Annotated in this window: 12 protein-coding genes; all 12 read left to right on the top strand. The window is 59.2% G+C overall.

Annotated features, from left to right (window positions below; genetic code table 11):
* Positions 1 to 3 precede the first annotated feature (3 nt).
* Positions 4 to 1,674 carry an ATP-binding cassette domain-containing protein gene (locus J7382_RS00490; protein WP_209066396.1) on the top strand — a complete coding sequence of 557 codons (1,671 nt, stop codon included), beginning with the start codon at positions 4 to 6 and terminating at the stop codon, positions 1,672 to 1,674.
* Positions 1,671 to 3,293, top strand: a complete 1,623-nt coding sequence (locus tag J7382_RS00485) for an ATP-binding cassette domain-containing protein (RefSeq protein WP_209066395.1) — start codon at positions 1,671 to 1,673, stop codon at positions 3,291 to 3,293. Before J7382_RS00490 ends, J7382_RS00485 begins: the two co-directional genes overlap by 4 nt.
* Before the next feature lie 126 nt (positions 3,294 to 3,419).
* The gene (locus J7382_RS00480) at positions 3,420 to 5,078 is read left to right on the top strand and encodes a cytochrome ubiquinol oxidase subunit I (RefSeq protein ID WP_209066394.1); all 1,659 of its coding nucleotides are present in this window, start codon (positions 3,420 to 3,422) and stop codon (positions 5,076 to 5,078) included.
* Between the two features lie 5 nt (positions 5,079 to 5,083).
* Positions 5,084 to 6,247 (top strand): cytochrome d ubiquinol oxidase subunit II, encoded by a 1,164-nt coding sequence (gene cydB, locus J7382_RS00475; protein ID WP_209066393.1) that lies wholly within the window; start codon positions 5,084 to 5,086, stop codon positions 6,245 to 6,247.
* A 12-nt stretch (positions 6,248 to 6,259) separates the two neighbouring features.
* A complete protein-coding gene (gene cydX / locus J7382_RS00470; RefSeq protein WP_058238899.1) occupies positions 6,260 to 6,394 on the top strand; it encodes a cytochrome bd-I oxidase subunit CydX in 135 nt (44 codons plus the stop codon).
* 217 nt (positions 6,395 to 6,611) lie between these two features.
* Entirely contained in the window at positions 6,612 to 7,286 is a 675-nt protein-coding gene (locus tag J7382_RS00465) for a Crp/Fnr family transcriptional regulator (RefSeq protein WP_209066392.1), read from the top strand.
* Positions 7,287 to 7,396: 110 nt separating this feature from the next.
* Entirely contained in the window at positions 7,397 to 7,603 is a 207-nt protein-coding gene (locus J7382_RS00460) for a DUF2892 domain-containing protein (RefSeq protein ID WP_209066391.1), read from the top strand.
* Positions 7,604 to 7,758: 155 nt separating this feature from the next.
* Positions 7,759 to 9,438 carry a bifunctional protein tyrosine phosphatase family protein/NAD(P)/FAD-dependent oxidoreductase gene (locus tag J7382_RS00455; protein WP_209066390.1) on the top strand — a complete coding sequence of 560 codons (1,680 nt, stop codon included), beginning with the start codon at positions 7,759 to 7,761 and terminating at the stop codon, positions 9,436 to 9,438.
* Positions 9,439 to 9,989: 551 nt separating this feature from the next.
* Complete coding sequence (gene petA / locus J7382_RS00450) at positions 9,990 to 10,550, top strand: ubiquinol-cytochrome c reductase iron-sulfur subunit (protein ID WP_209066389.1); 561 nt, start codon at positions 9,990 to 9,992, stop codon at positions 10,548 to 10,550.
* Between the two features lie 11 nt (positions 10,551 to 10,561).
* Positions 10,562 to 11,884 carry a cytochrome b gene (gene petB / locus J7382_RS00445; RefSeq protein WP_209066388.1) on the top strand — a complete coding sequence of 441 codons (1,323 nt, stop codon included), beginning with the start codon at positions 10,562 to 10,564 and terminating at the stop codon, positions 11,882 to 11,884.
* A gap of 14 nt (positions 11,885 to 11,898) precedes the next feature.
* The gene (locus J7382_RS00440; RefSeq protein ID WP_209066387.1) at positions 11,899 to 12,690 is read left to right on the top strand and encodes a cytochrome c1; all 792 of its coding nucleotides are present in this window, start codon (positions 11,899 to 11,901) and stop codon (positions 12,688 to 12,690) included.
* A gap of 157 nt (positions 12,691 to 12,847) precedes the next feature.
* The gene (locus J7382_RS00435; RefSeq protein ID WP_209066386.1) at positions 12,848 to 14,137 is read left to right on the top strand and encodes an MFS transporter; all 1,290 of its coding nucleotides are present in this window, start codon (positions 12,848 to 12,850) and stop codon (positions 14,135 to 14,137) included.
* The last annotated feature ends 70 nt before the right edge of the window (positions 14,138 to 14,207 follow it).

The raw sequence follows: 14,207 nt of genomic DNA, 5'->3' as shown, positions 1-14,207 counted from the left end.
CCGATGAGCCATGACACAGAGGGCGCGGCCCGCAATGACCGGCAACGCGCAAAAGATCGCATTATTACCCCTGTAAAGCGTCCCTTGACCGTTGCGGGATGGCTGTCCGTTCTGGCGGGCGCCCTGTGGCCGATACAGGCCGCAGCCATCGCATGGGCTGTCTCTGAGTGGGTGGACGGCGCGTCTGCGGTGCAGGTTGCGCTCACGGTGGCCAGTGTCTTTTTGGCCTGTGCGCTGTTGCGGGCGTTCCTGGAACACCGCTCTGGCGCGCTGCTCTTTGCGGCGGCCAATGCAACCATCCGCCGTGAGCGTGCGCATCTGATTGACCGCGAAGCCCGCGCGCGGACCTCGGCGGGATCGGCGCAAATTGCGGCCCTTCTGGTTCAAAAACTGCCGCTGATGCAGCCTTGGATCACCCGCTACCACGTGGCCATGATGCGCGTGTCCACCTTGCCGTTTCTCTATCTTCTGCTGGCCTTCTCGCAATCCTGGGCCGTGGGGGTGACTCTTCTGATCGCCGGACCATTGATCCCTGTGTTTATGGCGCTGGTTGGCATGGCGGCAGAAGAGGCCTCCAAAAAGCAGATGCAGGACATCGCCTCCATGAACGACATGGTCATGGATCGTCTTTCCGCCATGCTCGACATCCGCCTTCTGGGGGCCACAGACCGCGCGGCGCAGGATTTTGCCACCCGTGCCGACAGCCTGCGCGTGCGTACGATGGAGGTGCTGAAGGTGGCCTTTCTCTCCTCCACAGTGCTGGAGCTGTTTGCGGCGCTGGGTGTGGCGATGGTGGCTGTCTTTGTGGGTTTCACCCTATTGGGGGAGATCGGCTTTGGCGCTTGGAGCGACGGGCTGACATTGGGCGAAGGCCTGTTTCTCCTATTGATCGCACCAGAGTTTTTTCAGCCCCTGAGAGATCTTGCTGCCGCCTGGCATGACCGTGCGGCAGGCTATGCTGTTGTGGCTGATCTGGATGCGCTGGATGCGGCAGAGCGTGTGGCCATGCTGGGACAGGCTGCGCCATCTGAGCCCCTCTCCGGGCCCCTCGCGCTCTGCACCGAAGGGGCGGTTGTGGCGCTGTCGGGCAAAGATGTGCGCATACCGGACTTTACCCTGTCTGAAGGGCAGAGCTTGGCCTTGGTCGGGCCCAGCGGAGTTGGCAAATCCACAGCCCTGGCCGCCATCGCCGGGCTGGCCCCGCTGCGCGCGGGTACCATTTTGGTCAATGGCCAGCTCCTGACAGAGGATACCGCCGATGCTTGGCGCGCTGGGCTGGCCGTGGTGCCGCAAAAGCCACATTTTGCAGATGAAACTCTGGCGGAGTGGCTGGATCCGAAAGCCATTGGTACAGACCCCAGCGCGGCTTTGACCATGGCAGGGGCCAGCGAAATTGTACGCCGCCTGCCTGAGGGGCTGCACAGCCGCCTCGGGGAAACGGGCGGCGGTGTTTCCGGCGGGGAGGCGCGGCGTCTGCTTTTGGCGCGGGCCCTGCTGAGTGGCGCATCCCTCCTGCTGGCGGATGAGCCGACCGCAGATCTTGATGAGGCAACCGCAGACACGATCATTGCAGCACTTCTGGCATTCCGGACCGCAGGTGGTACGCTGCTCATCGCCACCCATGATCCGCGTCTGATCGCCGCCATGGACACCCATGTTGAGGTGATGGCATGAGACATATCCTGCAAATCGCAAGGCTGCTTGTGCAGGCCGATCGCCGGGCCATGGGGCGCGGGGCGCTCTTGTCGATTGCTGTTCTTCTGATGGGCGTCAGCCTGTTGGGATTGTCGGGCTGGTTCATCACCGCCACCGGGCTTGCGGGGCTGGCTGGTATGGGCATTGCCTTTGATGTGTTTCGCCCCTCTGCCGGAGTGCGGTTTCTTGCGTTGGGTCGGGCGGCTGCGCGTTATGGCGAGCGCCTGCTGACCCATGACGCCACGCTACGGGCGCTGGCTGCGTTTCGGGTGGAGCTCTTGCGCAGCTATGCGCGCAGCAATGCCCGTGCACTTGCCAATCTGCGCAGCGAAGGCGCGCTCACCCGGATCATTGCCGATGTGGATGCGCTGGATGGGGTGATCCTGCGTCTTGTGCTGCCGATTGTGGCGGTGCTGGTCACCCATATCCTTGTTTTTGGTGTCCTTTCTTGGCTTGTGGGCTGGTCTGTCGCGCTCAGCATCTTGGGGCTCTATCTTGTGGCGGGCGGTGCGATCCTGCTGCGTCTGGGGCATGCGACAGTGGCGCCGTCCCGCAGGCTTGAAGAGGTGGAGCAACGCCTGCGGCGGGGTGCAATTGACATGATCCGGGACCGCGACGCGCTTATTCTCTCTGCCACCTTGCCCCGCAAAGAGGCGGGCTTGCACCGTCTGGATCAGGAGGCCCGCGCCAAAGCCGCCGATCTGGACCGGGCAGAGCGCGGGGCGGGATTTTGGATTTCCCTGCTTGTGGCAACTGCGGCCATGGCGGCTTTTGTGGCTGGGGCGGTTTTGCTGGATCAGGGGGCCATTGATGCTGCCAGCGCGGTGATCGGGCTGTTTGTGGCGCTCGCCCTGGCTGAGGCCTTGTTACAGCTGCGCCGGGGCGTGTCTGATCTGGGTCGCGTTCAAAGCGCCGCAGAACGTCTTGCGCCACAATTGCAATCCGTTCGCTCCCCAACGGGCGCTCAGACATCGGATGTGGCCTCTTGCCAGACACTGGGGACCGGACCGCTCCTGTCCATCCACCATCCTAAGCTGCGGGCCGATTTCCACGCGGGAGAGGCCGTCGCGCTGTCGGGGCCTTCCGGTGTGGGCAAAACAATGCTGCTCATGGAGATCGCAGGGCTGCAGACCGGCACATCTGTGAAAGTGCACGGCAGGCCACCGGTGGGTTACGCAGAAGACAGCCTGCGCGCGATGGTTTCCATGTTGCCGCAACGCTGTGCATTGGTGGCGGGAACTGTCCGTGACAACTTGTCACTCAGCGGATCCTTTAGCGATGCAGAGCTGTGGCAGGCGTTGGATCAGGTGGCGCTGGCCGAAGATCTGCGGCAGCGTGACGGGCTGGATACCACGCTCGGAGAAGGTGGCGCTGGCCTTTCCGGAGGACAGTCAAAGCGACTGGCGATTGCGCGTAACATATTGATTAAAAGTGATATCCTTCTCCTTGATGAACCCACGGAAGGTTTGGATGCGGCCACGGCTGAGGCGGTGCTTTATGGGGTGAGGGCGGCGGTGCCGGAGGCGTTGATCATTGCCGTCATGCACAGTGGTGCGCAGCATCCGGTCTTCACAAGGCGGGTTGGACTTTCATGCTGACTTGGTGATGATGTCACCGACTGCATTTGTTGCAAAAGTATATTAGCAAAGCATCATTTATCGTGGAGCCCGACTCAGGCCGGAACTGACCTTGCCGGACGCCGCACATTCTTAAGGAGTCTTAGGATGGAGCTAGATGTCGTCGAACTGTCGCGCCTGCAATTCGCGATGACAGCCATGTACCATTTTCTATTCGTGCCACTGACCCTCGGTCTGTCGATCATCGTTGCCATTATGGAGACCGTCTATGTGATGACGGGCCGCCCCATATGGCGGCAGATGACCAAATTCTGGGGCACGCTTTTTGGCATCAACTTTGTGCTGGGTGTCGCCACCGGCATCACCATGGAGTTTCAGTTCGGGATGAACTGGGCCTACTACAGCCACTATGTCGGCGACATTTTCGGGGCGCCTTTGGCCATTGAAGGGCTGATGGCCTTTTTCCTTGAAGCAACCTTTGTGGGGCTGTTCTTCTTTGGCTGGGACAAGCTGACCCGGCTTCAGCACCTCGTGGTTGCCTGGCTCGTGGCGATTGGCTCCAACTTCTCTGCACTCTGGATTTTGATCGCCAATGGCTGGATGCAGCATCCGGTTGGGGCCGAATTCAACCCAGATACCATGCGCATGGAGATGACCTCCTTCTTTGATGTGCTCTTCAACGAAGTGGCGCAGGCTAAATTTGTTCACACCGTCTCCGCAGGCTATGTCACAGCCTCTTTCTTCGTGCTCGGGGTTTCCGCGTGGTACCTGCTCAAAGGACGCCACATCGAATTGGCCAAACGGTCCATCACCATTGCGGCCTCCTTTGGTCTCGCCGCCTCGCTGTCGGTTGTGCTTCTGGGGGACGAAAGCGGCTATGCCGCCAGCCACACGCAGCGCATGAAACTGGCTGCGATTGAGGCTATGTGGGAAACCCATGATGCGCCTGCGCCCTTCACGGTCGTCGGCTTCCCGGATCAGGAGGCGCGTGAAACCCATTTTGCCGTGGAAATCCCGTGGGTGATGGGGCTGATCGGCACCCGCTCTCTGACGGAAGAGATTCCGGGCATCAATGAACTGGTGGCCCAGTCGGAAGAAAACATCCGGCGTGGGATCATCGCCTATGACGCTTTGATGACCATTCAGGCAGAGCGCGAAAACACCCCGGAGGTGGCCCGCACAGTCTTTGAAGAAACCAAAGAGGATCTGGGCTATGGCTTCCTTTTGTTGCGCTATCTCGATGATCCGCGCGAGGCGACAGACGCTCAGATTGTGAAGGCGGCCTGGGACACAGTGCCAACCGTCTGGCCGCTGTTCTGGGCTTTCCGCATCATGGTTGGCCTTGGGGTGATGTTTATCGCGGTCATGGGGTTCTTCTTTTATCGGTCAAGCTTCAAAGGCCAAAGCTATCCACGCTGGGCGCTCTGGGCGGCGGTAGCGATCATTCCAACGCCCTGGATTGCGGCCGAGATGGGCTGGTTTGTTGCCGAATATGGCCGTCAGCCCTGGACCGTGGAGGGCATCTTGCCCACGGCCATGTCGGCCAGCCATCTGAGCGTGGCGGATCTCTTGATCACGCTGACTGGCTTTATCGCCTTTTATACCGTGCTCTTCATCATCGAGATGGGTCTGATGCTGAAATACATCCGCAAGGGGCCCTATCTCGATGTGGCAGAAACCGAAGCCTGGCAGGCCCGCCATGAACACCGCCTGCGCACGCATGATGGGCGTGGCCCCTTTGCTCCGGCCGGTGCCAGCGCGGCCTCTGCGCTGGACACTCCTCCCAATGCAACTCCTGCGGAGTAAGTCTGATGATCCTGTTTGAACTTGTCGATTACGAAATCCTGCGTGTGATCTGGTGGCTCCTGCTCGGGGTGCTGCTCACCGGCTTCGCTCTGACGGATGGCTTTGACATGGGGGTGGGCGCGCTTCTGCCCTTCGTGGCCAAAACGGATCTGGAGCGGCGGGTGGTGATCAACACCGTTGGTCCGGTCTGGGAGGGAAACCAAGTCTGGTTTATTCTTGGGGGCGGTGCCATCTTTGCAGCATGGCCGCCGCTCTACGCGGTCAGCTTCTCAGGCTTTTATCTCGCCATGTTTGTGGTGCTGGCGGCCTTTATTGTGCGGCCGGTGGCCTTTAAATATCGATCAAAGCGTGAGGAGACACGCTGGCGCAGCAGCTGGGATTGGGCGCTTTTTGCGGGCGGCGCGGTGCCTGCGCTGCTCTTTGGGGTGGCGGTGGGCAATGTCCTGCTGGGCGTGCCGTTCTACTTCAATGACATGCTCATGCCGTTTTATGAGGGCAGCTTTGTCACCAAATTCATCGGCCTGTTGCGCCCCTTTGCCTTGGTGGCTGGCGTGGTGTCCTTTGGCATGCTCCTGATGCATGGGGCCGCGTGGCTCTGTGTGAAAACCGAAGGGGTGATTGCCGAGCGCGCGCGCCGCATCGGCACCTATGCGGGCCTGACCGCCATGGGCGCCTATGCGCTCGCTGGCCTATGGCTGGCCTATGGCATCGATGGCTATGCCTTTGTGGGTGAGGTGGTCACGGATGGGCCGTCCAATCCGCTGTATTCCGAAGTCAGTCGCAGTGCGTCATGGCTGACGGCTTATGCGGAGCGTCCATGGATTGCCGTGGCCCCCGTGATGGGATTTCTTGGCATGGGGTTGGCCATTCGTGGCCTCAACCGGGGTGGCGAAGTTTCTGCGCTGCTGTTCTCCAAATTGGGCATCACCGGCGTGGTCTCCTCGGTGGGGCTCACCATGTTCCCCTTCATTTTGCCGTCCACCGTGGATCCCAACAGCTCGCTCACCGTCTGGGACAGTTCGTCCTCGCATATGACTCTCTTCATCATGCTCATCTGTACGGTGATCTTCATGCCCCTCATCCTCGCCTATACGGCCTGGGTCTACAAAGTCCTCTGGGGCAAGGTGACCGAGGAAGAGGTGCGCGCCAATTCTCACAGCGTCTACTAAGGAGAAACGGATATGTGGTATTTTGCTTGGATTCTTGGCCTTCCACTGGCCGCCATCTTTGCTGTGATGAACGCCATGTGGCTGGAAATGCAGCGTGACAGGGCTCTCACAGAGGACGGCGATGAGGATATGTCTTCCGCAGGCTGACCCCCCCTGCAGAGGCCTGAGCGGCACGTTTTTTGTGTCGCTCAGGCATCGGCGCATGCTTCCTATCGCTGGAAAAAGACCGGGCCATGGTGGGCGCGTGTCTCCCTATGGGGCAATCTGGCGCATCTGCGGCAAAGCGCTGTAAACGCCCCGGCGTCCCCGGTTATGATTGTAGGCGCGCGGAGCCTTTCCTCCGGACTATTGCAGGACACACCCCATGGAAGAGAAGTGGATCACACAGTTCAAAGGTTTGAGCCGATTGCCAGAAGAGATCCGCATTGCCTTGGAAAAGGGCAGCGAAATTGTCTCTGTTCCGGCGGGAACGCAGATTTTTGCGCCGGGTCAGACCGCTGACAAACTCTGGCTCTTGCTCGACGGCACGGTAAAGGTACAGCAACGCTCCGAGACGGGCCGGGATGTCTTTCTTTACCGGGTGCACGCAGGGGAAAGCTGCGTATTGACCACGGCCAATATGCTGGCCTTTGAGGAGCACACAGCCGAGGGTCTTGCCGAAACCGACGTGCGCGCGGTGGCCATTCCCCGCCAGACGTTTGATGACCTTGTCGCCAAATCGCCCGTGTTCCGCGAGTTTGTGTTCACTGCATATTCCAAGCGGATCACAGATCTTTTTGTGTTGATAGACGACATCCTGTTTCAGCGCATGGATGTGCGTCTGGCCGCCCGCCTTCTGGAACTGGCGGGAGAGGCCAATGTGGTGCAGGCCACCCATGCGGTTCTGGGCACGGAATTGGGCACCGCACGAGAGGTCATCTCACGCACCCTTGCCGAATTTCACCGCCGGGGTTGGATTGATCAGTCCCGTGGTGAGGTCTGCCTCACCAACCGCGACGGGCTGGCGCAATTGGTGAAATCTGCCGGGTTTCACGCTTAGGCTCTGGACCATCTGGGGTGACAAACCTGCGAGTTTGGTGACCATATCACCAAACTCTCCTCAACATGCATGCAATTGTACGCATGTGTTGATTCTTGAGGAGATCAGACATGATCAAGAACATGGGAACGCTGGACCGTGGTGGGCGCATCGTGATTGCGGCCGTTCTGGCATATTTGGCGCTCGGAGCAGGCATCTTGTCGGGCATCGCATTCTGGGTGGCTTTGGCCGTGGCGGCCATTTTTACGCTCACCGCTTTTGTCGGCATGTGCCCACTGTATCGCATCATCGGGCTCAAAACCTGCCGCGACTGCTAGGTCGACGATCACAGGCGACCCTCTCAGCAAAAATTTAAAAGATCAGGTCAGTCAACGGCCTGATCAATGGGGCGCGGAGCCATCCGCGCCTCAAGTCGTATGGGCGTATCCGCCCGGATCATTGGAAGTGAGGCCATTTGAAGGGAGGACACCAAATGGACATCAAGAAGATTTCTGAGAAATTTTCGGTCAGTGCGCAGATCACCGCAGAGGATCTGCCTGCGCTCGCCGAACAGGGCTTTCGCGCGATCATCTGCAACCGTCCAGACGGGGAGGGGGCCGATCAACCTTCCTTTGAAGAGATTGAACAAGCTGCCGGAGAGGCCGGGCTTGAAACCCGCTACGTGCCTGTGAAATCGGGCATGGTGCATGATGCCGATGTTGCGGCTTTTGGGGAGGCGTTAAAAGAGGTGCAGCGCCCGCTTCTGGCTTATTGCCGCACTGGCACAAGGTCGGCGACCCTATGGTCTTTCCATGAAAGCAAAAAACGGCCCATGCCGGAGATTCTCGCCGCCACCAAAGCGGCAGGTTACGATATGACCGGCGTCGCCCGCCGGATTGCCAATGGGGGCAAAACTCCGACAGACACTGGCGATGCTGCCTTTGATGTGGTGATTGTCGGCGCCGGTGCCGGGGGCATCTCTGTGGCGGCCAGCCTGAAGGCGCGTCAGCCAGATCTGGACATCGCAGTGATCGATCCTGCCGACATCCACTATTATCAGCCGGGCTGGACTATGGTGGGCGGCGGCGTGTTTGAGGCGCAGACCACCGCAAAAATCATGGCGGCGCTAATCCCTAAGGGTGTGCATTGGCTTAAATCAGCGGTCGCCGCCTTTGAGCCGGAAAACAATGCGGTCATTCTGGATGGTTGTCGGGTGGTGAAATACGGCCGTCTTGTGGTCTGCCCTGGTCTGAAACTGGATTGGGAGGCCGTCGAGGGGCTGGAGGACACATTGGGGCGCAACGGGGTGACCTCCAATTACCGCTACGATCTTGCGCCCTACACCTGGGAACTGGTGCAGGGGCTCACCGAAGGCCGGGCACTGTTCACACAACCGCCCATGCCCATCAAATGCGCTGGTGCACCACAGAAAGCCATGTATCTTTCCGGGGATGCTTGGCACCGCAACGGGCGTCTCAAAGACATCGATATTCAGTTCATGAATGCGGGAGGCGTGTTGTTTGGGGTGAAAGACTATGTCCCAGCGCTGGAGGCCTATGTCGCTAAATATGACGCCACGCTGAACTTCTTCCACAACCTGATCGCTGTGGACGGACAGGCCAAAACCGCCACATTCCAGATTGCCAGGCCCGATGCCGCGCCCGATAGGGTAACGGTGGATTTTGACATGATGCATGTCTGCCCGCCACAGGTCGCTCCGGATTTTATCCGCGTGTCACCGCTGGCAGATTCGGCGGGGTGGGTGGATGTGGATCAGGTCACCCTGCGCCACAAAACCTATGACAATATCTGGTCTTTGGGGGATGTGATGAACGCGCCCAACGCCAAAACCGCTGCTGCGGCGCGCAAGCAGGCGCCCACGGTGGCGGACAACATCGTTGCCGATATCGCGGGTCGCTCCCCGGTCGCCGCTTATGACGGCTATGGATCCTGCCCGCTGACGGTGGAGCGGGGCAAGATCGTGCTGGCGGAATTTGGCTATGGCGGCGTGCTGAAGCCAAGTTTCCCGGCCTTTCTGCTTGATGGTACGAAGCCGAGTCGCGCCGCTTGGTTCCTGAAAGAAACCATGTTGCCGCCGATTTACTGGAAGGCCATGTTGAAAGGCAAAGAGTGGTTGGCCAAGCCGGAAAAAATCACAATCGCACGCGACTGAGGCCTCTGCTGCCGTGAAAGGCCCGACGCAATATCCGAGCGCTCCTTTGGGGGCGCTCGGATTTTTATGGCGGTCCGCAATATCGGCAGGTCTCATGCGTTTCGCCTGACTATTCTGTCTCAACAATGAGGCGCTACGTTCCAGGAGACGAATCAGCTGCCTACCTCTCTGTTGGTTTGGCGCAGGGCACCGCGTCACGGCCGGGTTTTTGTCGCTCCCTATGCTCCTTGGTGGCGCGATGGCTGCCCGTGGCGCTGGCCTGCGGTGTCATTCAGTGCGCTCCAAAGTTGCGACAAGCGGTCTACAAGGCGTGCAACATGCTGAAACAGCGTCCCTTTGGGGGGCGCGGCCCGCCCCGATAGGGGGGAAATCGACCGGTTCTCGATGAATTTCATGTGGCAAGCGCGACACAGGGACGCGACACTGCAAGACAAGCGAATGTTCGCTGGACGGTTTGCAACACCTTCGTTAAATACCGGGCTGATGACGGCTGCTTTGTGCGGCCTATTTATACATTGGCCGGTTCGCCGGCAGCTTAATGGAGGAACCTCGTGTCACACGCAGAAGATCACGAAGGCACCCGGAGAGATTTTCTCTACTACGCCACAGCCGGCGCAGGTGCTGTCGCCACCGGCGCCGCAGTTTGGCCGCTGGTCAATCAGATGAACCCATCCGCCGATGTGCGGGCGCTCTCTTCGATCCGCGTCGACATCTCTGGCATCGAGCCAGGGACACAGTTGACGGTCAAATGGCTGGGCAAGCCGGTCTTTATCCGCCGCCGTACCCAGGCAGAGATCGACGATGCCCGCGCGGTGTCGCTGGACGATCTGACCATCGACCAAGGCAGCCAAAACGCCAACAAGCCTGGCTCGGACGCTGCGGATGAAAACCGCGCGATGGACGAGGCCGGTGAATGGCTGGTGATGATGGGTGTTTGTACCCACCTGGGTTGTGTGCCTTTGGGCGATGGTGCTGGTGAGTTCGGTGGCTGGTTCTGCCCCTGCCACGGCTCCCACTACGACACCTCTGGCCGTATCCGCAAAGGTCCGGCGCCTGAAAACCTCCACGTTCCGATCGCCCGCTTTGAGGGCACCGAACTGGTACTAGGATAAGGAACGCGCTCATGTCGGGAATCCCGCACGATCATTACGAACCCAATTCTAAAGCCACCAAATGGGTCGAGAGCCGCCTGCCTGTGATTGGCCTGCTCTATGACACCCTGATGATTCCCACCCCCAAGAACCTGAACTGGTGGTGGATCTGGGGCATTGTTCTGGCTTTCTGTCTCGCGCTGCAGATCGTCACCGGTATTGTTCTGGTGATGCACTACACGCCCCATGTGGATCTGGCCTTTGCCTCCATCGAACACATCATGCGTGATGTGAACGGCGGGCACATGCTGCGCTACATGCACATGAACGGCGCCTCGCTGTTCTTCTTTGCCGTCTACATCCACATCTTCCGTGGTCTTTACTATGGCTCCTACAAGGCGCCACGTGAAATCACATGGATCGTGGGCATGATCATCTACCTCCTGATGATGGCCACCGGCTTCATGGGCTACGTTCTGCCTTGGGGTCAGATGTCCTTCTGGGGCGCAACCGTGATCACCGGCCTGTTTGGCGCGATTCCTTTTGTGGGTGACACGCTGCAGACCTTCCTGCTCGGCGGCCCTGCTGTGGACAACGCCACGCTGAACCGCTTCTTCTCGCTGCACTACCTGCTGCCGTTTGTGATTGCCGCTCTGGTGATCGTCCACATCTGGGCGTTCCACACCACAGGCAACAACAACCCAACCGGTGTGGATGTGCGTCGCGGCTCCAAAGAAGAAGCCAAGAAAGACACCCTGCCATTCTGGCCCTACTTCGTGATCAAGGATCTCGTGGGTCTGGCGATTGTTGTCACCATCTTCTTTGCGGTTGTTGGCTTCATGCCAAACTACCTGGGTCACCCAGACAACTACATCGAAGCCAACCCGCTGGCGACACCGGCGCACATCGTTCCTGAATGGTACTTCCTGCCGTTCTACGCGATCCTGCGTGCCTTCACTGCCGACGTTTGGGTTGTGATGCTGGTCAACTGGATCACCGGTGGCATCGTCGATGCGAAGTTCTTCGGTGTTCTGGCCATGTTTGGCGCGATCGTCGTTATGGCGCTGGTGCCATGGCTTGACACTTCCCGCGTGCGCTCCGGTCGTTTCCGTCCGATGTTCCGCGTCTGGTATCTGGTGCTTGTGATCGACTTCCTCGTTCTGATGTGGGTTGGCGCACAAGAAGCGAAGTTCCCCTATGACTGGATCTCGCTGATCGCCTCCGCCTATTGGTTCGCATACTTCCTGGTGATCCTGCCGATCCTTGGTGTGGTTGAAAAACCAACGACGCCACCGGCCACCATCGAAGATGACTTCAATGCCCATTACGGCAAATCTGCCGAACCCGCTGAATAAGAAGGACAACAGCCATGCTTAAGAAGCTTAGCATTATTGCCGCTACGGCACTGTCCCTGTCAGCAGGCGGTGCATTGGCCGCAGGTGGCGCAGGTCACATTGAAGATGTGGACTTCTCCTTTGAGGGTCCCTTCGGCAAGTTTGACCAGAACCAGCTGCAACGCGGTCTTCAGGTTTACACCGAAGTCTGCTCGGCCTGTCACGGGATGCGCTACGTGCCTCTGCGCACGCTGGCGGATGAAGGTGGCCCACACCTGCCCGAAGATCAGGTGCGCGCCTATGCAGCCCAGTTTGAGATCTATGATCCAGAACTGGACGAGGATCGCCCACGCAAAGTGACCGACCACTTCCCTGAAAGCGGTCTGGAAAGCGCGCCGGATCTCAGCCTGATGGCCAAAGCCCGCGCCGGTTTCCACGGCCCTTACGGCACCGGCATCAACCAGCTGGTCAAAGGCATGGGTGGCCCGGAATATATCGCCTCCATCCTAACCGGTTACACCGGTGAGGAAAAAGAAGAAGCGGGCACCACCTTCTATGAGAACACCGCCTTCCCGGGTGGCTGGATCTCCATGGCGCCTCCGCTTTACGGTGAGGATGTGGAATATGCTGACGGCCACTCCAACTCCCTGCACCACGAAGCCGAAGACGTCTCCGCCTTCCTGATGTGGGCTGCGGAACCCAAGATGATGGCCCGCAAGCAGGCCGGTCTGACCGGGGTGCTCTTCCTGGTGGTTCTGAGCACATTGCTCTACCTGACCAACAAGAAGCTTTGGGCGCCGATCAAAGGCAAAAAGCTGGATCTCTGATCCGCCGCTGATTGAGTTAAAAAGAACGCCGTCAACGAAAGTTGGCGGCGTTTTTCTTGGGGGCTTATGGCGCAGCTGATTTCCGCACACGCATCATCCGCACCAACGGCTCAGTCGGGCTATTGCGCGGGGTGCCAGAAACAACAATGATGCACCCATGTCAGTAGAGGCCGCGTTTTCTTTCTCAACCCTTCCTGCGCCGGCGCGGCGGCACATTCGACTGTTTCAGATCCACCAGTTTCTGGACCGCTTTGCGATGGGGCTGACGGTTGCCGTTGTGGCTCTGGCCCTGACGGATCGGGGCATGGACCTCGTGCAAATTTCGCTGCTCTTTGGCGTGTATTCGGTGACAACCCTCGCACTGGAGCTGCCCTTTGGCGGACTCGCAGACAGCATTGGGCGCAAACCCGTCTTCCTGACGGCTGTTGTGGCCAGTTTGATGTCGCTCACGCTCTTTCTCTTCACCAGCGACTTTTATGTTTTAGGGCTCTCATTTGCCTGCATTGGCTTTGGCCGCGCGTTGCGATCCGGCACACTTGATGCGTGGTTTGTCGAAACCTTCAGGGCTATCGTGCCCGATGTGGATGTCCAGCCCGCGCTGGCCAAGGCGCAATGGGCCAATGCCATTGGTCTGGCCATCGGTGCGATACTTGGCGGCGTTCTGCCAGATGTATTGGGCCCGCAGGCGCAGGCGCTGGGCTTCAGCAGCTATGATGTGTCTTATGCGGCCAGCTTTTTGGTGATGCTGGGGGTGTTTGGTTTTACGAGTCTGGCCATTGTCGAAACGCCTCGCCCTTCGCACCCCGGCGCGCTCAGAAAAGGGTTTGCCAATGTCCCAAAGGTGATTAAAGAGGCCAGCCTGCTGGCGCTGAAACATCCGACGCTCTCCCTGCTTCTGGCAGCGCTGGCGTTTTTTCTGATGGCGACCAATCCGGTTGAGGTGATCTGGCCCACCCATGTGAAGCCGATGCTGGACGCGGATTATGCAAACACCGTTGTGGGTGCTTTAACCGCCACCTATTTCTTTTCCATCGCTCTGGGCGCCTCTCTGTCTCCTTACGTTAACCGACTTTTCGGGCGGCAACCCGCCCTGACACTTGCCGCCACCTTCGCTTGTCTTGCGGGTGTGCAGATCGCCCTCTCGCTACAAGGCGATATCTTCGGCTTTGGCACCGTCTTCATCCTGTTTTCTGTGCTCCTAGGGATCAGTGAAACCCCCGCCAGCAGCCTGTTGCATCGCTGCGTCACAGACGATCAACGCTCGACCATGTTGTCTCTGAAATCGCTGATCCAGCAGTTGGGCGCAGCCTTGGGCTTGGTCCTGGTCGGAGCCGTCGCAGAGGCCTATACGACACCTGTCGCATGGGGCCTTGCGGCCGTGTTTCTGTGTGTCGCAGCGATGCTGTCGTTGGGGCTTGCCAAGCGGCTGATCTCTGAGCAGGCCTAACGCGCAGCCTGTGCGTAAACACAAAAAAGCCGCCCAAAAAGGCGGCTTCTTCAACTCTGTGATGCAAGTC

Origin of the sequence: Shimia sp. R11_0 (assembly GCF_017744035.1) — a bacterium.
GTDB classification, from domain to species: domain Bacteria; phylum Pseudomonadota; class Alphaproteobacteria; order Rhodobacterales; family Rhodobacteraceae; genus Shimia; species Shimia marina.
The sequence above is the reverse complement of the archived record's forward strand: the minus strand, read 5'-3'. Positions and strand labels throughout refer to the sequence as shown.

Coding starts and splice junctions, on each gene's coding strand:
- cydX (WP_058238899.1), top strand. CDS start 6,260: ATGTGGTATTTTGCTTGGATTCTTGGCCTTCCACTGGCCGCCATCTTT.
- J7382_RS00485 (WP_209066395.1), top strand. CDS start 1,671: ATGAGACATATCCTGCAAATCGCAAGGCTGCTTGTGCAGGCCGATCGC.
- J7382_RS00480 (WP_209066394.1), top strand. CDS start 3,420: ATGGAGCTAGATGTCGTCGAACTGTCGCGCCTGCAATTCGCGATGACA.
- J7382_RS00460 (WP_209066391.1), top strand. CDS start 7,397: ATGATCAAGAACATGGGAACGCTGGACCGTGGTGGGCGCATCGTGATT.
- J7382_RS00440 (WP_209066387.1), top strand. CDS start 11,899: ATGCTTAAGAAGCTTAGCATTATTGCCGCTACGGCACTGTCCCTGTCA.
- J7382_RS00490 (WP_209066396.1), top strand. CDS start 4: ATGAGCCATGACACAGAGGGCGCGGCCCGCAATGACCGGCAACGCGCA.
- J7382_RS00435 (WP_209066386.1), top strand. CDS start 12,848: ATGTCAGTAGAGGCCGCGTTTTCTTTCTCAACCCTTCCTGCGCCGGCG.
- cydB (WP_209066393.1), top strand. CDS start 5,084: ATGATCCTGTTTGAACTTGTCGATTACGAAATCCTGCGTGTGATCTGG.
- petB (WP_209066388.1), top strand. CDS start 10,562: ATGTCGGGAATCCCGCACGATCATTACGAACCCAATTCTAAAGCCACC.
- J7382_RS00465 (WP_209066392.1), top strand. CDS start 6,612: ATGGAAGAGAAGTGGATCACACAGTTCAAAGGTTTGAGCCGATTGCCA.
- J7382_RS00455 (WP_209066390.1), top strand. CDS start 7,759: ATGGACATCAAGAAGATTTCTGAGAAATTTTCGGTCAGTGCGCAGATC.